This is a genomic window from Streptacidiphilus alkalitolerans, assembly GCF_042511045.1.
Classification (GTDB): Bacteria; Actinomycetota; Actinomycetes; order Streptomycetales; family Streptomycetaceae; genus Streptacidiphilus; species Streptacidiphilus alkalitolerans.
Genome location: NZ_JBHEZX010000001.1, coordinates 686,162 through 713,045, shown reverse-complemented (window position 1 = coordinate 713,045; position 26,884 = coordinate 686,162). Strand labels below are relative to the sequence as shown.

Annotated in this window: 27 protein-coding genes; 21 read left to right on the top strand and 6 right to left on the bottom strand. The window is 70.0% G+C overall.

Translation table 11 applies throughout. The annotated features are described in order from the left end of the window. Positions 1–115 precede the first annotated feature (115 nt). Positions 116–1,123, top strand: a complete 1,008-nt coding sequence (gene moaA / locus ACEZDG_RS03185; protein WP_380502239.1) for a GTP 3',8-cyclase MoaA — start codon at positions 116–118, stop codon at positions 1,121–1,123. 57 nt (positions 1,124–1,180) lie between these two features. On the opposite strand, the gene ACEZDG_RS03180 is transcribed toward moaA, so the two are convergent. The 6 genes from ACEZDG_RS03180 to ACEZDG_RS03155 all read right to left on the bottom strand — a co-directional run bounded on the left by ACEZDG_RS03180 (position 1,181) and on the right by ACEZDG_RS03155 (position 6,764). Further along, on the bottom strand, positions 1,181–1,783 hold the full coding sequence (locus tag ACEZDG_RS03180) for a molybdopterin-dependent oxidoreductase (protein ID WP_380501964.1): 603 nt from the start codon (positions 1,781–1,783) through the stop codon (positions 1,181–1,183). Between the two features lie 164 nt (positions 1,784–1,947). Then, positions 1,948–2,757: an alpha/beta hydrolase family protein gene (locus ACEZDG_RS03175; protein ID WP_380501962.1), complete on the bottom strand. Its 810-nt coding sequence runs from the start codon at positions 2,755–2,757 to the stop codon at positions 1,948–1,950. 129 nt (positions 2,758–2,886) lie between these two features. After that, complete coding sequence (ribA, locus tag ACEZDG_RS03170; RefSeq protein ID WP_380501960.1) at positions 2,887–4,023, bottom strand: GTP cyclohydrolase II; 1,137 nt, start codon at positions 4,021–4,023, stop codon at positions 2,887–2,889. 45 nt (positions 4,024–4,068) lie between these two features. Further along, a complete protein-coding gene (locus ACEZDG_RS03165) occupies positions 4,069–4,596 on the bottom strand; it encodes a group II truncated hemoglobin (RefSeq protein ID WP_380501958.1) in 528 nt (175 codons plus the stop codon). Next, on the bottom strand, positions 4,593–4,928 hold the full coding sequence (locus tag ACEZDG_RS03160) for a putative quinol monooxygenase (RefSeq protein WP_380501956.1): 336 nt from the start codon (positions 4,926–4,928) through the stop codon (positions 4,593–4,595). The genes ACEZDG_RS03165 and ACEZDG_RS03160 overlap by 4 nt, the downstream gene beginning before the upstream one ends. Positions 4,929–5,045: 117 nt before the next feature. Continuing rightward, positions 5,046–6,764, bottom strand: coding sequence for an FAD-dependent oxidoreductase (locus tag ACEZDG_RS03155; protein WP_380501954.1), 1,719 nt, complete (start codon positions 6,762–6,764; stop codon positions 5,046–5,048). A gap of 320 nt (positions 6,765–7,084) precedes the next feature. Between ACEZDG_RS03155 and ACEZDG_RS03150 the strand changes: the two genes are divergently transcribed. The 20 genes from ACEZDG_RS03150 to ACEZDG_RS03055 all read left to right on the top strand — a co-directional run bounded on the left by ACEZDG_RS03150 (position 7,085) and on the right by ACEZDG_RS03055 (position 26,850). Beyond that, the gene (locus tag ACEZDG_RS03150) at positions 7,085–7,909 is read left to right on the top strand and encodes a type 1 glutamine amidotransferase domain-containing protein (RefSeq protein WP_380501952.1); all 825 of its coding nucleotides are present in this window, start codon (positions 7,085–7,087) and stop codon (positions 7,907–7,909) included. Positions 7,910–7,913: 4 nt separating this feature from the next. Continuing rightward, positions 7,914–9,563 carry a thiamine pyrophosphate-binding protein gene (locus tag ACEZDG_RS03145; protein WP_380501950.1) on the top strand — a complete coding sequence of 550 codons (1,650 nt, stop codon included), beginning with the start codon at positions 7,914–7,916 and terminating at the stop codon, positions 9,561–9,563. 64 nt (positions 9,564–9,627) lie between these two features. Beyond that, positions 9,628–10,062 (top strand): nuclear transport factor 2 family protein, encoded by a 435-nt coding sequence (locus ACEZDG_RS03140; protein ID WP_380501948.1) that lies wholly within the window; start codon positions 9,628–9,630, stop codon positions 10,060–10,062. Positions 10,063–10,101: 39 nt separating this feature from the next. Next, entirely contained in the window at positions 10,102–10,557 is a 456-nt protein-coding gene (locus tag ACEZDG_RS03135) for a nuclear transport factor 2 family protein (protein WP_380501946.1), read from the top strand. A 33-nt stretch (positions 10,558–10,590) separates the two neighbouring features. Continuing rightward, the gene (locus ACEZDG_RS03130; RefSeq protein WP_380501944.1) at positions 10,591–10,962 is read left to right on the top strand and encodes a nuclear transport factor 2 family protein; all 372 of its coding nucleotides are present in this window, start codon (positions 10,591–10,593) and stop codon (positions 10,960–10,962) included. Positions 10,963–10,994: 32 nt separating this feature from the next. Then, positions 10,995–12,593 (top strand): GMC family oxidoreductase, encoded by a 1,599-nt coding sequence (locus tag ACEZDG_RS03125; protein WP_380501942.1) that lies wholly within the window; start codon positions 10,995–10,997, stop codon positions 12,591–12,593. After that, positions 12,586–13,200, top strand: a complete 615-nt coding sequence (locus ACEZDG_RS03120; protein ID WP_380501940.1) for a DJ-1/PfpI family protein — start codon at positions 12,586–12,588, stop codon at positions 13,198–13,200. The genes ACEZDG_RS03125 and ACEZDG_RS03120 overlap by 8 nt, the downstream gene beginning before the upstream one ends. Then, complete coding sequence (locus ACEZDG_RS03115) at positions 13,200–13,655, top strand: VOC family protein (protein ID WP_380501938.1); 456 nt, start codon at positions 13,200–13,202, stop codon at positions 13,653–13,655. The genes ACEZDG_RS03120 and ACEZDG_RS03115 overlap by 1 nt, the downstream gene beginning before the upstream one ends. Continuing rightward, positions 13,648–15,480, top strand: coding sequence for an AGE family epimerase/isomerase (locus ACEZDG_RS03110; RefSeq protein ID WP_380501936.1), 1,833 nt, complete (start codon positions 13,648–13,650; stop codon positions 15,478–15,480). The genes ACEZDG_RS03115 and ACEZDG_RS03110 overlap by 8 nt, the downstream gene beginning before the upstream one ends. A 2-nt stretch (positions 15,481–15,482) precedes the next feature. Continuing rightward, on the top strand, positions 15,483–15,842 hold the full coding sequence (locus ACEZDG_RS03105) for an STAS domain-containing protein (RefSeq protein ID WP_380501934.1): 360 nt from the start codon (positions 15,483–15,485) through the stop codon (positions 15,840–15,842). After that, positions 15,839–17,965, top strand: coding sequence for a glycogen debranching protein GlgX (gene glgX, locus ACEZDG_RS03100; RefSeq protein ID WP_380501932.1), 2,127 nt, complete (start codon positions 15,839–15,841; stop codon positions 17,963–17,965). Before ACEZDG_RS03105 ends, glgX begins: the two co-directional genes overlap by 4 nt. A gap of 58 nt (positions 17,966–18,023) precedes the next feature. Next, a complete protein-coding gene (locus ACEZDG_RS03095; RefSeq protein WP_380501930.1) occupies positions 18,024–18,335 on the top strand; it encodes an STAS domain-containing protein in 312 nt (103 codons plus the stop codon). Positions 18,336–18,345: 10 nt separating this feature from the next. Then, on the top strand, positions 18,346–18,762 hold the full coding sequence (locus ACEZDG_RS03090; protein WP_380501928.1) for an ATP-binding protein: 417 nt from the start codon (positions 18,346–18,348) through the stop codon (positions 18,760–18,762). Positions 18,763–18,872: 110 nt separating this feature from the next. After that, complete coding sequence (locus ACEZDG_RS03085; RefSeq protein ID WP_380501926.1) at positions 18,873–20,012, top strand: PP2C family protein-serine/threonine phosphatase; 1,140 nt, start codon at positions 18,873–18,875, stop codon at positions 20,010–20,012. Next, on the top strand, positions 20,013–20,735 hold the full coding sequence (locus ACEZDG_RS03080) for a MinD/ParA family ATP-binding protein (protein ID WP_380501924.1): 723 nt from the start codon (positions 20,013–20,015) through the stop codon (positions 20,733–20,735). A gap of 19 nt (positions 20,736–20,754) precedes the next feature. Further along, on the top strand, positions 20,755–22,083 hold the full coding sequence (locus tag ACEZDG_RS03075) for a sugar phosphate nucleotidyltransferase (protein ID WP_380501922.1): 1,329 nt from the start codon (positions 20,755–20,757) through the stop codon (positions 22,081–22,083). A 251-nt stretch (positions 22,084–22,334) separates the two neighbouring features. Further along, positions 22,335–23,057 carry a type 1 glutamine amidotransferase domain-containing protein gene (locus ACEZDG_RS03070; protein WP_380501920.1) on the top strand — a complete coding sequence of 241 codons (723 nt, stop codon included), beginning with the start codon at positions 22,335–22,337 and terminating at the stop codon, positions 23,055–23,057. A 50-nt stretch (positions 23,058–23,107) separates the two neighbouring features. Next, positions 23,108–23,572, top strand: coding sequence for a (2Fe-2S)-binding protein (locus ACEZDG_RS03065; protein WP_380501918.1), 465 nt, complete (start codon positions 23,108–23,110; stop codon positions 23,570–23,572). A gap of 33 nt (positions 23,573–23,605) precedes the next feature. Then, positions 23,606–26,002 carry a xanthine dehydrogenase family protein molybdopterin-binding subunit gene (locus ACEZDG_RS03060; RefSeq protein WP_380501916.1) on the top strand — a complete coding sequence of 799 codons (2,397 nt, stop codon included), beginning with the start codon at positions 23,606–23,608 and terminating at the stop codon, positions 26,000–26,002. Next, complete coding sequence (locus ACEZDG_RS03055) at positions 25,999–26,850, top strand: FAD binding domain-containing protein (RefSeq protein WP_380501914.1); 852 nt, start codon at positions 25,999–26,001, stop codon at positions 26,848–26,850. The genes ACEZDG_RS03060 and ACEZDG_RS03055 overlap by 4 nt, the downstream gene beginning before the upstream one ends. Positions 26,851–26,884 lie beyond the last annotated feature (34 nt).

Genomic DNA, 26,884 nt, shown 5'->3' with positions numbered 1-26,884 from the left:
GCGGTGAAACCGGGGGTCGGGGTTCGGCGGGGGTCGGTCTGCCACCATGAGCAGGTGGCACTTCTCCTACCCACCGCCCCACCAACCCCCAGGGGAGCACCCGGTGAGCCGAACCGTGCTGATGGATACATTCGGGCGTCGTGCAGTGGATCTGCGGGTGTCGCTGACCGATCGTTGTAATTTGCGGTGTACGTATTGCATGCCGGAGCAGGGGTTGGCGTGGTTGCCGAAGCCGTCGTTGTTGTCGGATGCGGAGATTGTGCGGTTGGTGGGGATCGCGGTCGGTGAGTTGGGTGTGCGGGAGGTGCGGTTCACGGGGGGTGAGCCGTTGTTGCGTCCGGGGTTGGTGGGGATTGTGGAGGCGTGTGCGGGGTTGGTGCCGCGTCCGGAGTTGTCGTTGACGACCAATGGGGTGGGGTTGGCGCGGACGGCGTCGGCGTTGCGGGGTGCGGGGTTGGATCGGGTGAATGTGTCGTTGGACACGGTGGATCCGGAGACGTTTCGTGTGTTGACGCGGCGGGACCGGGTGGGTGAGGTGTTCGAGGGGTTGGCGGCGGCGGATGCGGTGGGGTTGCGTCCGGTGAAGGTCAATGCGGTGTTGATGCGTGGGGTCAATGACCATCAGGCGGCGGATCTGCTGGGGTGGTGTCTGGAGCGGGGGTATGAGCTGCGGTTCATCGAGCAGATGCCGTTGGACGCGCAGCACGGCTGGGACCGTACCGGCATGGTGACCGCGGAGGAGATCCTGGCGCGGCTCGGTGAGCGGTTCACGCTGGTGCCGGAGCCGGATGGGCGCCGTGGTGCTGCGCCGGCGGAGCGGTGGTTGGTGCAGGGGTGGACGGGTGCGGATGGGGGTCCGGCGCGGGTGGGGGTGATCGCGAGTGTGACGCGTCCGTTCTGTCGGGCGTGTGATCGGACCCGGTTGACGGCGGACGGGCAGGTGCGGAACTGCTTGTTCTCGACGCAGGAGACGGATCTGCGGGGGGCGTTGCGCGGGGGTGCGGACGATGCTGCGGTGGCGGAGTTGTGGCGGGCGGCGATGTGGGGGAAGAAGGCCGGCGGCGGGATCGACAATCCGGAGTTCACCCAGCCCGACCGGCCCATGTCCGCCATCGGCGGCTGACCGGCGCTGACCCGCTCGCCTCGCCTGCCCCCGCCTGCCCCGCTCTACTCGCCCGGCTCAGCCGCCGACGGCCGGGCCCACCGGGCAGAGCACTCTGGCGCCCGGTCCCAGCAGGCAGTTGACGTCGGTGGTGCTGGGCACCCGGGGCTGTGCGGCCTCGGCCAGGGCGGTGTCCGCCGCGGCTGCGGCGGGGACTGCCGCTGCCGCTGCCGGGTCGAGTCGGGCCAGGCCCACCCAGACGGTGGTGATCCCGCTGACGTAGCGGGCTCCGCAGGTGTCGCCGGGGACGACGAGCTGCGGGCCGGTCTCGTCCAGCGGGACTCCGTCCACGCTGGTGGCGAGCAGGATCTGTCGGCCGCTGAAGTCCGGGTCGATCTCGGCCCAGGAGAGCAGGGCGAAGTGGTCGTCGGCGCCGGTGACGGTCAGCAGGTGCCGGAGCCGGACCTTGCGGGTGCCGCGGTCGACCTGCGTCCCGGCGGTGCGCAGCACGTCCCAGAGCCGCGGTCCCTCGAAGTTGTGCTGCTGCATGGCGCCCCTGGAACGGCAGTTGAAGGAGGCGGAGACCTGCTGCGCGGGCAGCTCCCTGAGTTGAGCGACCGTCAGTTCCGTGGGCTGGTCGAAGGCTCCGTGAAGCAGGACAGCAGGGGCGGTGCGGCTCATTCGGGGACCCTTTCCGACGCTGTGCCGATGGGCGCGGGGTGACCCGACCAGTGTGGCGGATGTAACGCATCTGCTGGGCCAGAACCGAATAGTAGCAAGCACCTGCAAGGGAACATCCAATTCTTGACTTGCATCTGCCAAGGGTTGGATCGCCCCGTTTTCGGTCAGTTCTTCAGCGCCGCGAGCAGATCCGGCCAGGCCGAGGACTCCGGGTCGATCAGGGCGAGGTGCTCCAGGCCCGCGAGTTCGACCAGGTGCACCTGGTCGCCCGCCTGCTCGGCCCGGGTCGCGTACGCGCGGCTCATCGCCACCGGCACGTTGGCGTCCTGGGTGCCGTGCAGCAGCGTCACGGTCACGCCCAGCGGCAGCAGCGCCATCGGGTCGGTGACCGCGTAGCGGTCCGGGACCTGTTCCGCCGAGCCGCCGAGCAGGCCCGCCGCGGCGTCGTCGCCCAGGCTCCAGGCGTCGGCGAGGTCCAGCGAGGAGCAGCCGGCCAGCGACACCACCGCGTCGGGGCGCCAGTCCGAGCGCCAGCCGTCGTAGTCCTCGTCGGCGGTCAGCCGGTGCCGGGCGGCGGCCCACAGCGCCAGATGGGCGCCGGCGGCGTGTCCGACCAGGACGGTGCGCCTGGGCCGGAGCGAGTGCCCGGCCGAGATGGTGTCGAGCATCTCGAAGAACATCGCGATGTCGTCGAAGGTGCCCGGCCAGCCTCCGCCGCGGGAGCCGACCCGGCGGTACTCGGGTACGGCGACGGCGTATCCGGCCAGGGCCAGTGCGTCGGCCAGCGGGGCGACGGCGGAGCGGTCCTCCGCGTCCTTCCAGAATCCGCCGTGGATCAGCACCAGCAGGGTCTTCACCTCGCCGGGACGGACCCCTGGCGGTAGCCGCAGGTCGACGACCTGCTCCGGGTGCGGGCCGTAGTGGGCGAGGTGGACGGGGGGCGGCACGGCCCCGGGCCGTGCGTCTGTGGCCATCGCGGTCTCCTTCGTCTGCTCCGCTGGGGGATCGTGCGAGGGATCGTGCGACGGGGTCCGCTCCGGTGGTGACCAGCTACCGGACCGGACCCCGCGTCCATGGGGTGCCGGACAGCCGCTGAACGGCCTTCAGGCAGCCGGTCCCGCGCCCACCGCGGCGGGCAGACCGCCCAGGTCCGGCAGGACGTGGCCCATCCGGTCCCGCTTGGTGACCAGGTAGGCCATGCTGTGCGGGTTCGGGGCGACGAACAGCGGCATCCGCTCCACCACGTCGATCCCGTAGCGGGTCAACGACTCGGACTTGTCCGGGTTGTTGGAGAGCAGCCGGATCGAGCTGATCCCGAGATCGGCGAGGATCTGAGCCGCCATCCGGTAGTCCCGCGCGTCCTCGGGGAGGCCGAGGGCGGAGTTGGCGTCGACGGTGTCGAAGCCGGCGTCCTGCAGGGCGTAGGCCCGCAGTTTGGCCAACAGGCCGATGCCGCGCCCCTCGTGGCCGCGCAGGTACAGGATGACGCCCGAGCCGGCCGCCGCGACGGCGGCCATCGCGGCGTCGAGCTGGGGACCGCAGTCGCAGCGCAGCGAGCCCCAGGCCTCGCCGGTGAGGCACTCGGAGTGGACCCGGACCAGGACGCGCTTGCGTCCGCGGACCGAGCCCAGGGTGAGTGCCACCTGTTCCTGGCCCTGCAGCAGGCCCCGGTAGCCCCAGGCGGTGAAGACCCCGTGGTCGGTGGGTATCAGCGCCCGGGCCGCGCAGGCGAGGGCGCTCCCGGACTCCGCCAGTGCCTCGGCCGCGGCGCGTACCGGGGCGTCCGGGTCGAGCTCCCGCCGGGCCTGGGCCCTGATGGCCATCAGGATCAGGCCCATGCTGTTCTGGCCCTGTCCGTAGCAGCCGCCCCAGAAGGGGTCGCCGTCGTTCCCGGCGACCAGTTCGGCGGGTTCGGTGGCCAGCAGCCGTTCGCGCAGCACCGGATCGTCGAACTTCTGCTCGACGAGGCGGCGCATCACGATGACCTTGGCCTCCTCCCAGTCCGCGCGGTCGGAGTACTCAGCGGCCAGCCGGAGCATCCGGTCCGGGTCGGAGGTCGAGGCGATGCGTGCGGGTAACGCCTGGCCGCCGATGCGCGACGCCTGGTAGGCGTGCTCCACGGAGGGGTACTCGCGCCCGTCCAGATGGATTCTGGCCGGGTAGGAGTTGTCCAGGAAGTCCCACGGGCCGGAGAAGGTGTCGATCAGGGTAGCCGATATAGAAGCGCTCACTTCTGACATGACTTACTCCAAAACTTGACATAGCGGGAAGCAGGACCCGGACGCTCAGGCGGAGTCGGGCTGCCACGGCGGTGTCTGGCCCCACTGCCAGACCGGTACTTCCGCCACGTCCACCGGCGGCGGGTTCTCCCCGGAGTAGATCAGCGCCATCCTGGTGCCCCACTCGATGTAGTACATGAACACCGCGCGGAACTCCGGGTCGGCGGGCAGGCCGACCTCGTCCGACGCGTCCACCAGCAGGGAGACCCAGCGGCGGCGCTGCTGCTCGGTGATGCCCCGGCCGAGGTGCTTGTTCGCCATGTGCGGATGGCCGCCGAGACCGACGGTGTAGTCGCGCGGGCCGCCGAAGACCTCGCCCAGCCACTTCGCCACGTGCTCGGCGTGCCGGCTGTCCATCTGGGCGAAGACCGGTGCGAGCACGGGGTCCTGGAGGACGTGCCCGTAGAACACCTCGGTGAGCCGGCTGAGCGCCGCTGCCCCGCCGGCCCACTCGTAGATGCTGGGCGGCCCCGGCTTCTCCCCGGCCGGCTTCTCCTTGGTCCCCGGCTGCCCGGACGCCCCGGGCTCGGTCACGACTGCCCCTGCGCCGCGGCCTTGCCGCTGCCGAACACGTCGGTGACGTGGTAGTGCTGCATCTCCTCGATGGACTGGAAGAAGGGGCGCACGGCGGCGAAGAAGGCCGGGAAGTACGGCCCCTTGCGGAAGCCCTCGATGTGGTCCTCCACCGAGGTCCAGCGGATCCGCAGGATGTAGCGGTCCTCCTCCTCCTGGCACTGGCTCAGTTCCCAGTCGATGCACTCCGGCGCCGCGGCCAGCGACTCGGCGGCCTTGAGGTAGGCCTGCTCGAAGTTCTTGCGGTTCTCCGGAGTGATCCGGTAGCGGATGTATTCGACAGTGGTCGTCATGGACGACCCCCCTTCGTCACGGATGGATACACGAGCTGTAATCATAATTACGTCCTCGTGTGGCGGGGCGCAAGCACCGACCGGTCGTGTTCGACTCATCGGGGCGTTGCCCGGGTGTCATCCTGAGACGCGATAGCGCTGGATCAGGTCGACCGCCATCGCGCCTTCGCCGACCGCGGCGGAGACCCTTTTGACCGAGTGGGCCCGTGCGTCGCCCGCGGCGAAGACTCCGGGAATGCTGGTCTCCAACGGGTACGGAGCACGTTCCAGGCTCCATTCGCTGGGCACCTCACCGCCGTTGGCCACCAGGTCGGAGCCGGTGAGCACAAAACCGCGGTCGTCCCGCTCCACCATGTCGCCGAGCCAGTCGGTGTGCGGATGCGCTCCGATGAAGGTGAACACGAATCTGGTCTCCACCTCGCTCAGGGCACCGCCCTCCGAGTCGTACAGAACCACCCGTTCGAGGCGGTCCACGCCGATGAATTCTCTTACCGTAGTCCTGAGTCGGATCGCGATGTTCGGTGTCCGGGAGAGTTCGTCGGCGAGGTACGGGGACATCTTGGCGGAGAGCGAGCTGGCCCGGACCAGCAGGGTCACCTCGGAGGCGTACTTGGCCAGTTGGACCGCGGCCTGTCCCGCGGTGTTGGCGCCGCCGACCACCAGCACCCGCTGGGCGATGCAGGAGCGGGTCTCCGCGGCGGACAGCCCGTAGTAGAGGCCCACCCCCTCGAAGCGGGACGCGCCGCGTGCCTCCAGCCGGCGGTAGGTGGCGCCGGGGGAGAGCAGCACGCTCTCGGCGCTCGCCTCGGAGCCGTCGGCCAGGGTGATGATCTTGGCGGGGTCCTCCCTCCGCAGTCCCACCACCTCGGCCGGGCACATGAGTTCGGCGCCGAAGCTGACCGCCTGGATCGCGGCCCGCCGGGTCAGGTCCTCGCCGGAGAGGCCGGAGGGGAAGCCGAGGTAGTTCTCGATCAGCGGAGCCCGGGCGGACTGGCCGCCGGGGTTCGGCTGGGCGTCAAGTAACAAGGTGCGTAAGCCTTCTGAGGCCGCGTGCACCGCCGCGGACAGCCCGGTCGGGCCCGCGCCCACGATGACGCACTCGTAGTGCGGCAGCGAGGAGGAGGCGGACCAGCCCAGCTGCTCGGCCAGGTCCTCCTCGGTCGGCGCGAACATCACCATGCCGTCCGGCAGCAGCACCACCGGCAGCGCCGCTCCGGGGACCCCGCCGGGACCGGTCAGCAACTGGCCGATCTCCGAGTCCCGGTCCACGTCGACCGCGTCGAGGAAGCTGAACGGCTGCCCGTTGCGGGTCAGGAACTCCCGTACCGCACGGGTGGTCGAGGAGACCGCGTGGCCGATCACCTGGATCTGCCGGCGCACGGTGCGGCGGCCGGACCACCACTGCTCCAACAGCCGGTCCAGCACCGGGTAGAGCCGTTCCTGCGGCGGTCCCCAGGGTTTGAGCAGGTAGTGGTCGAGGCCCACCTGGTTGATGCCGACGATGGCGGCGTCCGTCTCCGCGTACGCGGTCAGCAGCACCCGGCGGGCCTCCGGGAACCGCTCCATGGCCTCCAGCAGGAACTGCAGCCCGGTCACGTCCGGCATCCGCTGGTCCACCAGGAACAGGGCCAGCTCCTGGCGCCGTTCGGCCAGGGTGTCGAGGACCTTCATCCCCTCCTTGCTGGAGTGGACGGTGAGGATCGCGTACCGGTCCGCGTAGGCGGTGCGCAGATCGCGGCGGACTGCCCTGAGCACCTGGGGATCGTCGTCCAGGGCCAGGATCACGGGCTTGTGTCCGTCGTCCCGCGTGGCCGGCCCGGTCGCTTTCCTGCTCATGCAGCCTCCTCAGGGGGGCCCGGATCCGGGCCCGGGCGCGGCATCGCAGAGTGCACAGATTTCATCGGGGGGTCCTCTGTGGTCGGACAGTGGATCCTGCCCAGGGTAGTCGTGCACATGGCGAGGGCGCCATATATGCCGGTCCACCGCCTCATTTCGGTGCTACTTCATGAAGTCACCGGAAAACGGTCGGAATTGGCACTACGTCACGAAGTCCGGGTGGGTTCCTTTCCAAGCGGCCTGCCCGCAGCGCACGGTGGGTCACGGCCGGGAGCGAAGATTCCGGCCGGCATGTCGCCGCGATCCGTGGGAGGGTATCGATGAGCAAGAAGATTCTGGTCTTGGTTTCGGAGCACGGCTACTGGTCCGAGGAACTGATCGGGCCGATCTCCCAGTTCGACGCACAGGGCTATGAGGTCGACTTCGCAACGCCCACCGGGAAGCGGGCGCACGCGCTCCCGCCCAGCCTGGACCCCGACTACATCGACCCGCCGCTCGGCCGCTCGGTGACCTCGGAGGAGAACGCCCGGCTGGGGCGCGAGTTCGACGCCTCCCGCCGGCTGGACCAGCCGCTGGACCTCAGCACCTGGCTCCCCGAGCGCCCCTACACCAGCGACACCGGCTACCTGCCGAAGCTGGAGCAGTTCCACCGCGACCTGGACAAGATCGACGCCGACATCTCCGGCTACGACGCGCTGCTGATCGTGGGCGGTAGCGGTCCCATCGTGGACCTCGCGAACAACGAGCGGGTGCACAGCCTGATCCTGTCCTTCCTGCGCTCCGGCAAGGTCGTCGCGGCCGAGTGCTACGGGGTGGCCTGCCTGGCCTTCGCCCGTGACTGGAGCGACCGGAAGAGCATCATCTGGGGCAAGAACGTCACCGGGCACTGCAAGGAGTACGACTACAAGGACGGCACCGGCTTCCTCGGCACCGACTTCGTGATGGGCCCGCCGCCGTACCCGCTGGAATACATCCTGCGCGACGCGACCGGCCCCGACGGGGCGTACCACGGCAATTTCGGCAAGCCGACCTCCGTGGTCGTGGACTACCCGTTCGTCACCGGACGGTCGACGCCCGACTCGTACCTCACCGGGCAGAAGATTGTCGAGGTCCTGGAAAGTGGACTCACCCGGTACGGCTGGTGAATCGATGACAACCGCCGCCGGGAAATTCAAGCTGATCGAACAGTTTCGGGCCGATGGACTCGGTCTCATGTTCGGTAATCCAGGTACGGTCGAACAAGGGTTTCTTGACGCCGCCGACCTCGACCCGGAATTCCACTACATCCTCTCGCTCCAGGAGACGGTCGCGGCCGGTGTGGCGGACGGCTACGCCCGCGCCTCCGGTGGAGCGGCGCTGCTGCAGCTGCACTCCGGGGTGGGCCTGGGCAACGGCATCGGCATGCTCTACCAGTCGATGCGCGGGCACACCCCGCTGGTGGTGGTCGCCGGCGACGCCGGGGTCCGCTACGACGCGATGGACGCGCAGATGGCCGCGGACCTGGTCGCCATGGCCAAGCCGGTGACCAAGTACGCGACCCGGGTCACCGACCCGCAGTCGCTGCTGCGCACCATCCGCCGGGCCGTCAAGATCGCGCTCACACCGCCGCGCGGACCGGTGTTCGTCCAGCTGCCGATGGACGTGCTGGACGAGCTCAACAGCGAGCCGGTGATCTCCGCGGTGGTACCGCGCACCGACAGCCTGCCCGCACCCTCGGCGGTGGGGGCGGCGGTCGAACTGCTCGCCGACGCCGCGAACCCGCTGATCCTGGTGGGCGACGGAGTGAGCCTGGCCGGGGCGCAGCGCGAACTCGCCCGGGTGGCCGAGCTGTTGGGCGCGGACGTGTGGGAGGTGGACGCCTCCGAGGTGAACCTGCCGGCCTCGCACCCGCTGCGCCGGGGGATGACCGGCCACATGTTCGGCGAGCACAGCGCCGAGCTGGTGGCCGCCGCGGACGCGGTGCTGATCGTCGGCACCTATGTCTTCCCCGAGGTGTTCCCCAGCCTGGTCTCGCCGTTCAAGTCCGGCGCCAAGATCGTGCACGTGGACCTGAACACCTATGAGATCGCCAAGAACCACCCGGTGGACCTCGGCATCGCGGCCGACCCCAGGGCCACCCTGGCGGCGATCGGCGGCGGCCTGGCCCTGCAGATGCCCGAGCGGCGCCGCAGGGCCGCGGCGGAGCGGCTGGCCGAGCGCACCGCGCAGCGGGACGCCGAGGCGGCAGCCGTCGCCGCGGGCCCCGGCCCGGACGCCGGCAACCTGGAGCTGTTCCTGCACCGGCTGGCCACCCGCACCGGTGGCGACCTCATCGTCTTCGACGAGGCGCTCACCAACTCCCCGCTGGTGTCCAAGTACCTCCCCCCGGAGCGTCCGGGCGACTACCACCTGACCCGGGGCGGCTCGCTGGGCGTGGGGCTGCCGGGAGCGGTCGGCGCCAAGCTGGCCCGTCCGGACCGGCTGGTGGTCGGCTTCGCCGGCGACGGCGGCTCGATGTACACCTACCAGGCGCTGTGGACGGCGGTGCGCCACGGCGTGGACGCCAAGTTCGTGGTCTGCAACAACCGCAAGTACCGCCTGCTGGACGACAACATCGACCAGTACTGGCGCGAGCGCGGCATCCCGGCGCACAACTTCCCCTCCTCCTTCGACCTGTCCAGCCCGGAGATCGACTTCGTCGGCCTGGCCCGTTCGCTGGGCGCCGAGGGCACCCGGGTGGAGAAGCCGGCCGAGGCGGCCGCCGCCGCCGACCAGATGCTCAAGCACTCCGGCCCGTTCCTGGTCGACGTGCAGATCTGACCAGCAGTCACACCACCGGTCGGCCGCGTCCGCGCGGCCGGCCGCCAACCGAGGGAGGGCTCGCATGACCGCCGTACAGCCGCTGACCGAAGCGTCCATCCAGGAGTTCGCCGTCAACTGGTACGTCGCCCTGGACCACCACGTCCCGCTCGAGGAGACGCTGGCGATGCTGGACGAGGAGCTGGAGTTCAAGGTCCCCGAGGACACCTTCCTGGGCCACCTGGGCTTCGCCCGCTGGTACGAGGCGGTGACCAACCGCTTCTTCGACGAGGTGCACACGGTCACCAAGGTGGAGTCCGACATCTCCGACGGCTCGGCCACCGTCCGGGTGTTCGTCAACTGGCAGGCGAAGATCTGGAACCCGCCGGCTGAGAAGAGCCAGTGGCTGGGCTTCGACGCCGACCAGACCTGGACCGTGGTGGCCGGCCCGGACGGGCCGCTGATCCGCAGCTACGCCGTCAACGCCCTGGACCCGATGCCGGGTTCGTCCTCGCTCTGAAGCCGTGAAGCTCTGAAGCTCTGAAGGGATGGAAGCGCCATGACCGAAGTGACACGGGAGCGCGTCGAGGCCGCCTACCGGGCCCTGGGAAGCGGGGACCGGTCGAAGATCATCGAGTACTACGCCGAGGACCTGCGCTGGCTGGTCCCGGGCAACCACCCGCTGGCCGGCTGGTACGAGAGCCTGGACGAGTTCCTGGAGCTGATGGCCACCACCGGCAAGCTCACCGGCGGGTCCTTCCGGATGGACCGCGAGGTGATCATGGTGGGCGACGACGTCTCCGCCGACGTCTGCCACAACTACGGCCTGCGGGCCGGCGCGCCGGAGGACAGCCAGTCCCCGTACGAGCGCATGGACGCCACCGTCTTCCACTTCATGCGCTGGCGGGACGGCCGGATCGTCGAGGGCCACGACGGCCTCTTCGGCGACGACGCCACCGCCTTCAGCCAGTTCTGGGCCCCGTTCCGGCCCGGCGGCATCCGCGACGGCCACTGACCGCGACAACTAACCAGCAGGGAGGCTGCAGGGATGGACGCACACGAGGTGCTGAGCAAGTACTACGAGTACGCGAACAAGGGCGACTGGGACAGCTGGTGCGACCTCTTCACCGAGGACCAGGTGATGGACGAGCAGCTCGCCGGGCACATCGAGGGACTGGCCACGCTGCGCTCGATGATGGCCGGCATGGACAAGATGTACCGGGTCTTCCAGAACCAGCCGGTGCGCTTCCTGGTCGACGGCGAGCACGCCGCCGCGGTCTCGCACCTGACCGCCGAGAGCATCTCCGGCAAGGCGATCCGGGCCGAGGTCATGAACTACTTCCGGATCGTCGACGGCAAGATCGCGTACATGGCCAACTACCACGACACCGTGCCCTTCCAGGTGCTCTCCCAGGTCTGAGTCGGCCCACGATCCCGAGCGAGGAGGCAGTGGTGAAGGAGTACGACTACATCGTTGTGGGCGCGGGCGCGGCCGGAAGCGTGCTGGCCAACCGGCTCAGCGAGGACCCGGACAGCACGGTGCTGGTCCTGGAGGCCGGTGGCGACCGGATCCCTCCGGAGGTGGACGACCCGTCCTCCTGGTACAAGCTGCTGGGCGGCCCGATCGACTGGGGCTACACCAGCGTTCCGCAGCCCGGACTGGGCGGTCGGCAGACCTATGAGCCGCGCGGCAAGGCGCCCGGCGGCAGCAGCAACCTCTACATCATGATGCACATTCGCGGGCACGCCTCCGACTTCGACAACTGGGCCTACCAGGGTGCGGCCGGCTGGGGCTACCGCGACGTGCTGCCGTACTTCGCGCTGATGGAGTCCCAGGAGGACACCACCGCCGCGACCACCGGCACCAGCGGTCCGCAGCGGATCACCAACGCCGGGAAGCACCAGCCGAACCCGACCTCTCGGGCGTTCATCGACGCGGCGGTCGAGCTGGGCCACCGGGAGATCGCGGACTTCAACACCGACGGCCCCCAGGGCGGCCTCTTCGGCACCGGCTGGCACCACATCGACGTGGCGGACGGCCGGCGCCAGGGCTCGCTGGCCTCCTACCTGGAGCCGGCCCTGACCCGCCCCAACCTGACCCTGCGCACCGCGGCGCGGACCACCCGGCTGCTCTTCGAGGGCGACGCCTGCGTGGGCGTCGAGTACCAGCAGACCGCGCAGCCGACCGACGTCCCCGGACGGGTGGTGGCCGACAGCAGCGGAAGCAGCGACCCGGCCGGCACCTACCAGGTCCGGGCCCGTCGCGAGGTGATCGTCGCGGCCGGCGCCATCGAGTCGCCCAAGCTGCTGCTGCTGTCCGGCATCGGTTCGCCGGACCAGCTGCGGGCCCTGGACATCCCGGTGCAGGCGGCCGTGCCCGGCGTCGGCGAGAACTTCCACAACCACGTGCTGACCGGGCTGATGGCGGAGGTGCGGCAGGAACTCCCCGCACCCACCCAGAACCTGTCCGAGAGCGCGCTGTTCCTCGCCTCGCAGCCCGGGCTGCCGGCGCCGGACCTGCAGATCGCGTTCGTCCACGTGCCCTTCGACGTGATCGTGGGCAAGGACCACCCCAACACCGTGAGCATCCTGCCCGGTGTGGTGCGGCCCGCCTCGCGCGGCTGGATCCGGCTGGCGGACCGCGACCCGCAGACGCCCCCGCTGGTCAACCCGAACTACCTGGGCGACCGCTGGGACCTGGAGCGGATGCTGCAGGGGGTGAAGCTGGCCCGCGAGATCTTCGGCACCACGGCCTTCTCGCCGTGGTTCAAGCAGGAACTGCAGCCCGGTCCCGACGTGGTCGGCGACGAGGCGCTGCGGGACTTCATCCGCCGCAGCGCGGAGAGCTACCACCACCAGGCCGGCTCCTGCCGGATGGGCGTGGACGACCTCTCGGTGGTGGACCCGGAACTGAGGGTCCATCAGGTGAGCGGGCTGCGGGTGGTCGACGCCAGCGTGATGCCGGCCGTGCCCTCCGGGAACTGCCACGCGGCGATCGTGATGATCGCGGAGCGGGCAGCCGATCTGATCAAGGGAGTATCCCGTGCCTGACGCAGTGCTGAAGCCCGGTCCGCTGTCCGGTCAGCGGATCGCCGTGCTGATGGAGAGCGACTACTACGAGCCGGAGATCTTCTACTACCAGCACCGCTTCGCCGAGGAGGGGGCCCGGGTCGAGTTCCTCACCCGGCTCTGGGGCCAGGACTCGATCACCTTCAGCGGCCACGAGTACCGTGCGCCGTTCGTGGTGGACCGGGGGTTCGAGGGCCTCAGCGACGAGGAGCTGCGCGGGTACGCGGCGCTGATCGTGCCGTCCGGCATGGTCGCCGACCGGCTGCGCTACACCGAGGACGTGGACCAGCTGGCCCCCGCCACCGACCTGCTGCGCCGCGCCTTCGCGGAGCCCGCGGTGCTCAAGGGCGTGATCTGCCACGGCATGTGGCTGGCCGCCTCGATCCCCGAGGTGGTGCGCGGGCGCAAGGTGGTCTGCCACAACAACCTCATCGGCGACATCAGGAACATGGGCGCCGAGTACGTGGACGAGGACGTGGTGGAGGACGGGGACGACCTGGTCACCGGACGCACCGGCGCCCACCACCACCTGTTCGCCCGGCGGCTGATCTCCAAGCTGACCGAGCGGGCCGGCCGGGGGGAGTCCTGATGCGGTGGTCCCACATCGGGCTCAACTGCCAGGACCAGAAGGCCACGGAGGAGTTCTACACCCGCTGGTTCGGCTTCCGCCGGGCCAGGGAGGTGGACCTCGGCGGCAGTTCCATCGTCTTCCTCCGCCAGGGCGACGCCTACCTGGAGCTCTTCGAGGGCGGCGGGTCCGCGCCGGTCACCGCCGACGGGGACGGTCCCGCCGAGCCGGGCCGGATGCGCCACCTGGCCTTCCAGACCGACGACGTGGACGGCTTCCTGGCCGCCATGGGCGAGGAAGCCGTGGTCACCCTGGGCCCGATGGGCTTCGACGACTTCATCTGCGGCTGGCGCACGGTCTGGCTGCGTGATCCCGACGGCGTGATCGTCGAGGTCAGCCAGGGGTTCCAGGACGACACACCGCAAAGCACGGACAGCGTACGAGCGCACGCGACCGAAGGAGTGAGTCATGACTGATGCAGCGAACTTCACGTTCTCCGACACGATCGCCGGATACATCGAGCACTTCGACTCGGAAAAGCAGATCCTGCGGCTCCGCACCGCCGACGACCGGTCGTTCACGGTGTCGCTCAAGGGTTCGCCCAGCGCCGAGCTGCTGCGCAACCTGGAGGAGCCGTACATCGACGCCTCCAGCCACATCGACGAGATGCTGTCCCCGGGACGCTTCCTGTTCGTCGGCGGGATCTTCTACCCCCAGGGCGAGGAGGTGCACTGCGAGGCCAAGCGCCTGGTGTTCCTCGGACGCGGGGCCGAGGACTTCCGGTTCGAGGAGGGCGGCTGGTGGATCAACCAGATCGAGTCGCTGGCCGACTTCTACCGCCGGGCCCAGTTCCCCGAGGGCGTGGTGGACTTCGACGAGTACCGCACCGAGATCCGGCTGGGCGGCGAGAAGACCGACAGCCACGTCCAGGAGACCGACACCATCTCCCGGCTGGTCTACGGGATGGCCTCGGCCTACCTGCTCACCGGCAAGGACGAGTACCTCGAGGTCGCCGAGCGCGGCACCGAGTACCTGCGCAAGCACATGCGGGTGGTCGACAACGAGGACGACGTCGTCTACTGGTACCACGGCATCCGGGTCGACGGTGAGAACAGCGAGCGCAAGCTGTTCAGCTCCGAGTTCTCCGACGACTACGACGCGATCCCGATGTACGAGCAGATCTACGCGCTGGCCGGCCCGATCCAGACCTACCGGATCACCGGCGACCCGCAGATCAAGAGCGACGCGGACGCCACCATCCGGCTGTTCGAGCGCTTCTTCCACGACGCCGAGCAGGGCGGCTACTACTCGCACGTGGACCCGATCCTGTTCAGCGCCGACCACGAGTCGCTGGGCGAGAACCGCGAGCGGAAGAACTGGAACTCGGTCGGCGACCACGCCCCCGCGTACCTGATCAACCTGTACCTGGCCACCGGCCAGGAGAGCTACGCGGACTTCCTGGAGGCGACCTTCGACACCATCACCGAGCGCTTCCCTGACTACAAGAACAGCCCCTTCGTGCAGGAGCGGTTCTTCCGCGACTGGTCGCACGACACCGGCCACGGCTGGCAGCAGAACCGGGCGGTGGTCGGCCACAACCTGAAGATCGCCTGGAACCTGATGCGCATGAACTCGCTGCGCCCCAAGACCGAGTACAAGGAACTGGCGGCCCAGATCGCCGAGTTGATGCCCGCCGCGGGCAGCGACCAGCAGCGCGGCGGCTGGTACGACGTGGTGGAGCGGGTCAAGGGCGACGGCGAGGACCACCACCGCTTCGCGTGGCACGACCGCAAGGCCTGGTGGCAGCAGGAGCAGGCGATCCTCGCCTACCTGATCCTCGACGGCACCATCGGCGGCGACAGCTACCTGCGCGAGGCCCGGCAGGCGGAGTCCTTCTACAACACCTTCTTCCTGGACCACGACGAGGGTGCCGTCTACTTCAACGTGCTGGCCGGCGGCATGCCGTACCTGCTGGGCACGGAGCGGCTCAAGGGCAGCCACTCGATGAGCATGTACCACTCCGCCGAGCTGTGCTACCTGGCGGCGGTCTACAACAACCTGCTCATCAACGGCCGGGACATGGAGTTCTACTTCAAGCCCACCCCGGACGACCTGCCGGAGCGCACCCTGCGGGTGTCGCCCGACCTGCTGCCGGCCGGCGCCGTGGTGATCCGCGCGGTCGAGGTCAACGGCAAGGACCACACCGACTTCGACGCCGAGGCGCTCACCGTGCGGCTGCCCGAGGGCGACGAGCGGGTCAGCGTCAAGGTGTGCCTGCACCCGGTCAAGGGGGACAAGTAGCCATGGCCCTGGATGTGAACATCCGCCGCGGCCGGAGCGGCACGGTGGTGGAGCTGACCGGTGAGATCAACAGCTCCACCTCGGTCGGCCTGCTGGACGACCTGCTCCCGCTGATCGGCAACGGCCGGGCGCTGGTGGTCGACCTGCACGCGGTCGACTACGTCTCCAGCGCCGGGCTGCGCACCCTGCTGGTGGTCTACCGGGAGGCCCAGCGCGGCAACACCTCGGTCCGGCTGGCCGGGCTGAGCGACGAGATCCGGTTCGTCATGTCGGTCACCGGCTTCCTGGACTTCTTCGAGCCCAAGGTGGAGGACCCGACCAAGATCGGCGAGCCCGTGCAGGCCCAGCGGGTGCTGCGATGAGCGGCCTGGAGGTCGTTCACCGGATCGACTCCTACCCGACCCACAAGATCAACGGACTGGGCGTCAGGGCCGGCCGCCCGTACCCGCTGGGGGCCACCCTGGTCCCCGGCGGGGTGAACTTCGCGGTCTTCTCCGACACGGCCACCTCGATGAGCGTGGTGCTGTACAGGCGCGGCGAGGCCGAACCCCACGTCGAGCTGGAGTACCCGGAGGAGTTCCGCACCGGGAGCATCTTCTCGATGACGGTCTTCGGCCTGGACCACGAGAACATCGAGTACGGCTTCCGGGCCGACGGCCCGTTCGACCCGGTCCGGGGCCACCGCTTCGACCCGCGCCGGGTGCTCGCCGACCCGTACGCCCGGCTGGTCGCCGGGCGGGACGTGTGGGGGACCACCCCGGACCGGTCCGACAACTACCAGTACCGGTCCCGGGTGGGCCTGGACGACTTCGACTGGGGCGCGGACACCCCGCCCCGGATCCCCACCGAGGACCTGGTGGTCTACGAGGCCCACGTCCGCGGCTTCACCCAGCACCCCTCCTCCGCCACGCTGGCCCCGGGCACCTTCGCCGGGCTGCGCGAGAAGATCCCGTACCTGAAGCGGCTCGGGGTCAACTGCGTGGAGCTGATGCCCATCTTCGAGTTCGACGAGTGCGACAACCCCCGCAGCAACCCGGTGACCGGCGAGCCGCTGGTCAACTTCTGGGGCTACAACACGCTCTCGTTCATGGCTCCCAAGGCGGGCTACGCGGCCACCGGCCGCTGGGGCATGCAGGCCGACGAGTTCCGGACGCTGGTCAAGGACCTGCACGCGGCCGGCATCGAAGTGGTGCTCGACGTGGTGTTCAACCACACCGCCGAGGGCAACGAGCAGGGCCCGACCATCTCCTTCCGGGGGCTGGACAACGCCACGTACTACATGCTCACGCCCGAGGGGTACTACTACAACTTCAGCGGCACCGGGAACACGGTCAACTGCAACCACCCGGTGGTGCGCGAGTTCGTGCTCGCCTGCCTGCGGCACTGGGTCGCCGACTTCCACGTCGACGGCTTCCGCTTCGACCTGGCCGCGATCCTGAGCCGGGACGAGGACGGAACCCCGCTGCCCAACCCGCCGCTGCTGGAACTGCTCGCCTTCGACCCGGTGCTCCGCGAGTCCAAGCTGATCGCGGAGGCCTGGGACGCGGCCGGCCTGTACGAGGTGGGCCGGTTCCCCGCCTACGGGCGCTGGTCCGAGTGGAACGGCAAGTACCGCGACGCGGTGCGGAAGTTCCTCAAGGGCGACTCGGGGACCGTCTCCGAACTGGCCGCCCGGGTGATCGGCTCCCCCGACCTGTACGCGGGCCGGGGGGCCAACGCCTCGATCAACTTCCTCACCGCGCACGACGGCTTCACCCTCGCCGACATGGTCAGCTACAACGACAAGCACAACGAGGCCAACGGCGAGGGCAACGGCGACGGCGCCAACGACAACAACAGCTGGAACTGCGGGGCGGAGGGGCCGACCGACGACCCCGGGATCAACGCGCTGCGGCTGCGGCAGATGAAGAACGCCCTGGCCATCCTGCTCACCAGCCAGGGTGTGCCGATGCTGCTGGCGGGCGACGAGTTCGCCCGCACCCAGCAGGGCAACAACAACACCTACTGCCAGGACAACGAACTGTCGTGGCTGGACTGGAGCCTGGAGGAGAGCAACGCCGAACTCCTGGAGTTCACCCGGGGCCTGATCGCGCTCCGGTCCGCGCACCTGGTGCTGCGGGCCACCGACCACCCGGACGGCACCACGCCGCCGGGGGACGAGCTGCCCGACATCAGCTGGCACGGCCGGGAGATCGGCCAGCCCGACTGGTCCGACGACAGCCGGCTGCTGGCCGTGCTGCGCAGCGGACTGGGTGACAGTGACTGTGTGTACACCGCCATGAACTCCCACTGGGAGGCCGCGGACCTGGCGCTGCCCCAGCTGCCCGGCGGACTGGTCTGGCACCTGGCGGTGGACACCTCGGCGCCGGCTCCGCAGGACCTCTACCGGCCGGGCCTGGAGCCCGAGCTGGAGAACCCCTACCGCTACCTGGTCGGACCGCGCTCCGTGGTGGTCCTGGTCGGCCGTCCGCCCGCGCAGTCCTGAGCGGGAGCGGCCCGACGCACGCCCTCAACACAAGCGAAGTACCGGAAGGACAACAACAATGCCGCTCTCACTCTCGTTCAGCAGTACCGCAGACACCTCCGTGATCGAACTGACCGGCGAACTGGACGCGTCCACGGCCGCGGAGTTCCACGAGAGCATCGAGAAGGCCGCCGCCCGCGGTCCGGCCACCGTGGAGATCCGGATGGCCGGCCTCACCTACATGGCGAGCGCGGGACTGCGCTCGCTGGTCTTCGCCCGGCAGAAGATGGGCGAGGACGTGGAGATCAGGGTGGTCGGCGCCACCGAGCCGGTGCTGCGGGTGATCCGCGCGGCCGGCCTGGACCGCAGTATCAGTCTGCTCGATGACTGAGTTGGCCGTCGTGACCGAGAGGGCATCCGCACTCCGGGCGCCCGCCTCGTTCCCGGGGCTGGAGCAGATCACCCGCTTCGTGCTCGGCCTGGTCCGGCGTGCTTCCCTGCCGGACCAGGCCGGCTACCGGCTCCGCCTCGCGGTGGACGAGCTCGCCACCAACACGGTCACCCACGGGTACCGGGACGGTGGCGGTGAGATCACCGTGTACGGCGGAGTGGAGCCCGACCGGGTCTGGATCCGGTTGGAGGACCAGGCCGACTGCTTCGACCCGAGGACGCGGCTGCACCCGCCCGACCCGGCCACACCGCTGCAGGACCGCCCGATCGGCGGCCTCGGCATCTACCTCGCCCTGACCAGTCTGGACGAGTTCGACTACGCCTATGTCTGCGGCAGGAACGTCCTCACCCTGACGGTCCGTCGCTGATGCACGAGTTGGAGGAGGGCCAGCCCCACATGTCAGGAATCTCGATCCTGATCCTCGTTGAGCGACCTTCCCCTCCGCGGAACCTGATGCGGGCCCTCGAATCGGAGGATGTGACCATCTCCGAACTGGGTCTGCGCGAACTGCTCGCGCGGCCGGCCTCCACGCTGCCGCAGACCGACGTCCTGCTCGCCCCCGCCAGGGTCGGGCCGGAGTCGGTCGCGGCCGCGGCACGGCGGCTGGACCGCGCGGGCAGTACCCCGATCGTGGTGGTCTACGCGGAGGAGGACTTCGAGCAGTTGGAGGCCCATGTCCGGGTCGGACACGAGTTCCTGGTACCGCCGTTCCTGCCCGCCCTGGTCCACTCGCGGCTGCACAGCTGCTCCGAGCGGGCCGAGCTCGGCCGTACCCTGCGCGAGGCCGACGCCCGTGCCGAACAGCTCAGCAACGAAAGGGAGTTGGCCATCGGCCGGGAGATCCAGGCGGGCTTCCTGCCGGACAAGCTGCCGGAGCCCGAGGGCTGGAACATCGACGTCACCTTCCGGCCGGCCCGCCAGGTCGCCGGGGACTTCTACGACGTGTTCGAAGTGGCGCACCGGCGCCGGCTGGCGCTGGTGGTGGCCGACGTCTGCGACAAGGGCGTGGGCGCGGCGCTGTTCATGGCGATGATCCGGAGCCTGCTCCGGCACGCCGCCGAGTACAGCGGCCTGGAGCACCTGGTGGCCGGCGGGCCGGACCCGATCGGCACGCTGCCCGCGGTCGGGGCCACCCCGATGATGAACGCGGTGCTCAGCACCAATGGATACCTGGCCAGGAACCACCTGCGCCAGGGCTACTTCGCCACGCTGTTCTTCTGCGTGCTCGATCCGGCGACCGGCAGCCTGGTCTACATCAACGGAGGCCACAACGCACCACAACTGATCAACAGTGGGACCGGCGCGCTCTCCGCGCTGGAGGTCACCGGGCCGGCCGTGGGGGTGCTGCCGGACGGCGTCTTCTCCCTCGGCTATGCCCAGATGGAACCGGGGGACATCCTTTTCATGTACACCGACGGCGTTTCCGAGGCCCGCTGCCCCGACGGGCGGTTCCTCGGCGAGGAGCGCATGCTCGCCCTGCTGGCCGAACCGGCATCGGACGGCAGAGTGCTGCTGGACCGGGTGGACCGGGCCGTCAGCGCGCACACCGGACTGGCCGAGCAGCACGACGACGTCACCATGATGGCCCTGCACCGCAAGCCGCTGGCGGTGGCCTGAATGGCGCGGACGGTCGTGTTCCACTCCCATCGCGGCGGCACCGGGAAGTCGACCGTGGCGTCCAACGTGGCCATGCTGATCGCCTCGGCTGGCGGCCGGGTCGCGATGGTCGACACCGACATCCAGTCCCCGGCGCTGGACGGCCTGTTCGGTCTGGGCCAGTACGAGTCCTCGCTGGGCGACTACCTGCTGGGACGCTGCGAGATCGAGGCGGCGGCCCACCCTGTCGGCCCGCCGGGACTACGGCTGGTCCCGGCTCTGGGACGGTCCTGCCGGCTCGGCGAGATCATGGCCACCGGCTACGACGTGGGCCTGCTGCCGGAGGGCTTCAACCGGCTCAGTGCTGTCTACGAACTGGACGTGCTGCTGCTGGACACCCATACCGGGCTCAACAACGAGACCATGACCGCCATCGCCTGTGCCGACGTCCTGGTGACGGTCGTCCGCGCGGAACTGGCGGAGCTGGTCGGAGCCGAGGCGACCGTCGCCATGGCCCGACCTACGGACTGCAGGCGCTCCGTGGTGATCAACATGTCACCGGGCGGCGTCGACCCGGAGGCGGCCCGGCAGCGGGCCGAGCAGCTCTACCGGGCTCCGGCCGTGGTCCTGCCGTACGCCCCGGAAATCTCCGTGCTCGGCGGAGAGCGAATCCTTTCCGAGGCCCGGCCCAACCATTCCCTCGTCACCGAATTCCGACAACTGATCAGCGTGCTACTCGACTAGTCCCGATCATTGACGGGGGATGAAAATGGAAGCAGTCTCGACAATTGCCCTGGCCGGCGGCCGTGGAATTCGCGCCAGGCCGATGAGCCTCAATTCTGGCGACTACCTCAGGAGCAAGGCGGCGGTGTCCTTCGTGGGCCGGCCGCTGATCGAGTGGTCGGTCCTGGCGCTGCGCGGTCTGGGCGTGCGGGACTACTACGTGCTGGCCAACGGCCGGGAGAACCGGGCGCAGACCAAGGCGGTGCTGGGCCACGGCGAGCAGTGGGGCGTCACTGTCCGCTACTCCCGGGCCCGGTTCGACCGGGAGAACACCGGCAGCGGCCAGGCCACCCTGCGCGGCCTGGACTACTGGGACCTGAACGGCCTGGCGCTGGTGGTCCCGACCGACTCGATCTTCGACTTCGACCTTGCCGAACTCGTCCGCGCGCACCGCGCGGCCGGGGCCGATGTGACCGTGGCGACGGTGCTGCGGCCCGCCATCGAGGCGGCCGGGACCTACGGGGTGCTGGAGCAGGGCCGCGACGGCTCGGTCCGCCGCTTCGTGGAGAAGCCCTCGACCGAGCTGGCCTGCGCGCTGGCCGGCGGCGACCCCGGCGGACTGCTGCACACCAACACCGGGATGTACCTGATCGACTGCGAGCGGCTGCGGATGGCCGCGGCCGATCCGGCCCTCGCCGCGCTGGCCAGGACCCGACTCGACTGGGGCGGCGACCTGCTGCCCTACCTGGTGGCCGGCGGCCACCGGGTGCTCGCGCAGCCGATCGGGAGATTCGGCGACCTGGGCAACCCGGGCAGCTACCTGGACACCCTGCGAGAGGTGCTGCTCGACCGGTTCCCGCTGCTCAGCGCGGGGATCGACCCGCCCGTCGGGCTGCTGGCCGGGATGCGGATCCACGAGAGCAGCCTGGAGATGAAGGACCCGATCAGCGGCCGGACCCTGGCCGACAAGATCAGCGACGGCAGCGTCCGGATCGGCCCCGGGGTCCGGATCGGCCGGGACGTGGAGATCGGCCCCGACGTGACCCTGGAGGAGTCCGACATCGGCGACGGGGTCGACCTGGGCGCCGGCTGCACCCTGCGCGGGGTCGCCTGCGGCGACCACACCGTGATCGGCCCCGGCGCACAGCTCACCGATGTGTTCCTGGGCTGCATGGTGGACGTCTGCTCGACCCTGGAGCGGCCGGTCGTGCTCACCGACTACTGCGCCCTGGGCGACGAGGTCCGGGTTCCGGCCGGCACCCGGCTGCGCGGTGTCCACGCCATGCCCGGGCTGCGGATCCACGACTCGGCCCGGATCCCGACCGGCGCCAGCCTGTCCGGCGTCCGGGACCTGCTGCGCTGTATGTGAGTTTGGTAAGAGAGCTGGCGGCCGGACCGCGGCAGGGCGGTCTTGACAATTCAGGTGCGGTAATGCGCGACCCGTCGGGAGGGCCCGCGGAGACCGGTGGGCAATTGCAAGTGACTAACTCGCCGAGGAATCCTCGACCACTCTCGATCGGTGCTCGAAGCCATGCTGAAATCGAACTCGCGGCAACCGAAACGAATGCCGCAAGCGCACAACTCCACGAGGGGAGAGCAGACGTGAAGATTCTTGTGATCGTGACAGCGAAAGCTACGCTCCACCTGCTGGACGGCGAGCAGCACCCGTCCGGCTTCTGGGCCGAGGAGTTCGCGGTGCCCTACCAGATCTTCCGCGACAACGGCTATGAGGTGGATGTCGCCACCATCGGCGGTGTCGCCCCGACGCCCGACCTGACCAGCATCGACCCGGAGTTCCTGCAGTGGGTCCGCCCGCAGGGCAGCGAGAACCGGGACGCGGAGAACGCCGCCGAGTACATCCGGGTGATCGAGTCCACCCCGCAGCTGGAGCACCCGCTCCGGGTGGAGGACCTGACCGAGGCCTCGCTCGCCGAGTACGACGGCGTCTACGTCAGCGGCGGCCACGGCGCGATCGGCGACTTCCCCAAGTCCGACGAACTGGCGCAGCTTCTGCGCTGGGTGCTGGCCTCGGGCAAGCCCCTGGCCACCGTCTGCCACGGGCACACCTCGCTGCTCGCCCTGCGCGACGGTGAGGGCCACTGGCCCTTCGAGGGCTACCGGATGACGGCCTTCTCGCACAGCGAGGAACTCGTCACCAACATGGCCGGCCGACTGCCGCTGATCCTCGAGGTCGAGCTCACCCGGCTCGGCGCCCTCTACGAGAAGGCCGAACTCATCTGGGACTCGCACGTGGTGATCGACCGCAACCTCACCACGGGCCAGAACCCCTACTCCTCCAAGGCGCTGGCGGAGACCTTCGTCAAGCAGCTGGCCTCGGCCTGATTCCGACCGACCACCGTGCCGACCAGTCGGGCGAAGAAGGGGCTTGAGCCATGAACATCTCCATGAGAGTGAACGGGAAACCGGTCGAAGCCGAGGTGGAGCCCCAGGAGCTCCTGGTCGAGCGCATCCGCGAAGACCTCGAACTCACCGGGACCAAGGTCGGCTGCGACACCGGCCAGTGCGGGACCTGCGTCGTCAGTCTGAACGGCGTGTCGGTCAAGAGCTGCCTGGTGCTGACGGTCCAGGCGGACGACTCCGAACTGACCACCATCGAGGGCGTGTCGCCCGGGGAGGGTCTCAGTGACCTGCAGGAGGCCCTGCGCCGGGAGCACGGCACCCAGTGCGGCTTCTGCACCCCGGGCATGGTCATGTCGCTGCGGGACCTGCTGAGCCGGGAGGAAGACCCGTCGGAACAGCGGATCCGCGAGTGGCTGACCGGCAACCTGTGCCGCTGCACCGGCTACCAGAGCATTGTCCGCGGCGTCCAGGGCGTCGCCGCGGTTCCCGGCAGCTGAGCCGGCGTTCGAGCGACGGAAGGGGATTGGCACATGACCATGACGGAGGGCAGAGCGGTCCTCGGCGAGCCGAGCGACTGCCGCGAGGACCCCCAACTGCTACGCGGGGAAGCCACGTTCGTCGGCGATGTGACGCTGCCGAGGATGGCCCACATGGCGATCCTGGGCGCTGACCGGGCACACGCCACGATCAAGGGGATCGACACCAGCGCCGCGGAGGCGCTGCCCGGAGTGCTGTCGGTGGCGACGGCGGCGGATTTCGCCGATGTCATGCCGATGCCCTGCATCTGGATCCCCGGCGGGGTGGAGAGCCACTTCCCGCCGCACCCGTACGGACTGCCCGGCGCGCGTCCGGTGCTGACCGGTGACAAGGTGCGCCACTACGGCGACCCGATCGCGCTGGTGGTCGCGGAGACCCCGCGGCAGGCCCATGCCGCGCTCAAGGCGATCCGGGTGGACTACGAGGACCTGCCGGTGGTGACCCTGGCCGACGAGGCGGTCAAGGACGGCGCCCCGCAGCTGCACGAGGCGGTGCCGAACAACCTCAACGCCTACTGGACCTGCGGCGAGAAGGAGCTCACCGACCAGGCCATCGCCGAGGCCGAGGTGGTGGTGGAGCTGGACCTGGTGAACCAGCGCACCATCAACAGCCCGATCGAACCGCGCGGCGCCGTCGGCAACTACGAGGCGGCCACCGGCGATTACACGCTCTACGCCTCGACCCAGGGCCCGCACAACCACCGCTTCCTGCTCGCCGCCCTGGTGCTGGGCATCCCCTTCAACAAGCTGCGGGTGATCGCGCCCACCGTCGGCGGCAGCTTCGGCACCAAGGGCTACCTCTACCCGGACATGGCGCTGGTGCTGCTGATGTCCAAGAAGCTGGGCCGCCCGGTCAAGTGGGTGGACACCCGCACCGGTCTGATGAACTCCACCGTGCAGGGCCGGGACCACCGGCAGCACGTCACCCTGGCCGGGACCCGCGACGGGAAGATGACCGGTCTGCGCGCCACCAGCTACGCCAACCTCGGCGCCTACCCCTCCACCATCGGCCCCGGTGTGGCCACTGCGCTGATGGGACGCAGCATCAGCGGGATGTACGCGATCGGCGCCTCCTTCTGCGAGGTCTACGCGGCCTTCACCAACACCGTGTCGCTGGGCGCCCAGCGCGGCAGCGGCCGGGCCGAGGCCACGTTCCTGATGGAGCGTCTGGTCGACCGCTACGCGGCGGAGATCGGCATGGACCCGGCCGAGGTCCGGCTGAAGAACCTGGTGCCCGACGACGCCTTCCCCTACGAGAACGGCCTCGGCTGGACCTACGACTCCGGCAGCTACCGGGAGAACCTGGACAAGGCGCTGGCCCTGTCCGGCTACAGCGACATGGCCGCCCGCAAGGCCGAGGCCCGGACCCGGGGCAAGCGCCTCGGCGTGGGCCTGGCCTGCTACGTGGCGATCTGCGGGGTGGGCCCGTCCACCCGGATGTCCAAGGAGGGCATGCTCGGCGGTACCTGGGAGAGCTCCAACATCCGGGTGCACCCGACCGGCGAGGTGTCGGCCACGGTGGGCTCGGCGTCCACCGGTCAGAGCCACTACACGGTCTACGCCCAGGTGGTCGCGCAGGAGCTGGGCATCGACCCGTCCCTGGTCCAGGTGATGGAGGGGGACACCCTGCGCGCCCCCTACGGCCAGGGCACCTACGGCAGCCGCTCGTACAGCATGGCGGGACCGTCCCTGGCGCTGACCGCGCGCAAGGTCAAGGAGAAGATGCGCCGGGGAGCGGCCGCCCTGTTCGACGTGGACGTCGACAAGGTCGTCTACCAGGACGGCAAGATCTTCGTCCAGGGCGAGGAGGAGACCAAGTCCAAGTCCTTCGCCGACCTGGCGATGGCGCTCTGGTACGGCTGGGGGCTGCCCCCCGAGGTCGAGCCCACCGTGGACGAGACCACCTTCTTCGACCCGCCGGACTTCAACTACCCCTTCGGCAGCCATGTCGCAGTGGTGGAGATCGACGAACTCACCGGCGTGACCGAGGTGGTGTCCTACACCGCCGTCGACGACGCCGGCAACATCGGCAACCCGACCATCGTCAAGGGCCAGATCGAGGGCAGCATCGTGCACGGCCTCGGCCAGGCGCTGATGGAGCACGCGGTCTACGACGAGGAGGGCATCCTGGTCACCGCCGACCTGCGCAACTACGCCCTGCCCCGGGCCGCGGACGTGCCCTTCTTCCAACTGGACCGCACGGTCACCCCGACCCCGCACAACGTCCTCGGCGCCAAGGGGGCCGGCGAGATCGCCACCGTGCCGCCGGCCGCCGCGCTGGTCAACGCGGTCGTGGACGCCCTCTCCGACCTCGGAGTCCAGCACATCGACATGCCGATCACCCCGGAGAAGGTCTGGCGGCGGCTCTACCCGGAGGGGGACTCCCAGTGATCCTGACACCGTTCGACTTCGCCAGACCGACCACGGTGGACGAGGCCACCGCGCTGCTGGCGCGCACGGCCGGCAGCCGGCCGCTGGCGGGCGGCCAGAGCCTGCTGGTCGACCTCAGCACCGGCGAGGCCGCCGCCTCGCTGCTGGTCGACCTGGCCGGGCTCCCCGGCCTGCGCGGCGTCCGCCGCCGTGAGGACGGCGGACTGAGCATCGGCGCCACCACCACCCTGGCCGAACTGGCCGTGCACCCCGAGGTGCTGGCGGCGGCCCCGGCGCTGGCCCAGGCGGCCAGGGCCAACGGGGACCCGCAGGTCCGCAACCGCGGCACGGTCGGCGGCAACCTGGTCGCCGACCGGAGCGGGGTCGGACAGCGGCCCACCGACCTGCCGGTGGCGGCGCTGGCGGTGGACGCGGTGGTGACCGTGGTCGACGCCGACGGAAGCCGGAGCCTCCCGGTGGAGCGGCTGGCCGCCGAGCTGCGGCCCGGCTCGCTGGTCACCAGCCTGGAGCTGCCGGCTCCGGACAGCGCCGGCGTGGTCGGCAGCGCCTTCGAGAAGTCCGCCGACCGGGCCAGCCTCTACCCGCTCTGCGCGGTGGCGGTACGGATCGGCGCGGCCGGCTACCGGGTCGCGGTGACCGGGGCGACCGCGGGACCGGTGCGGCTGACCGACGTCGAGACCCGGCTCGCGGCCGGTCGGACCGACATCCCCTCGGTGCTGGCGGCGTTCGCCGCCCAGCCGATCGGCCTCTTCACCGCCGGTCGCGGCGGCTCGGCCGAGTACCTCCGGCACCTGGCCGGCGTACTGACCGCCCGGGCGTTGGCCCGCGCGGCGGCGGCTGCCGCCTAGGGCCTGTCCGGTCGGCCTTCGCGCTGCGCGCGAA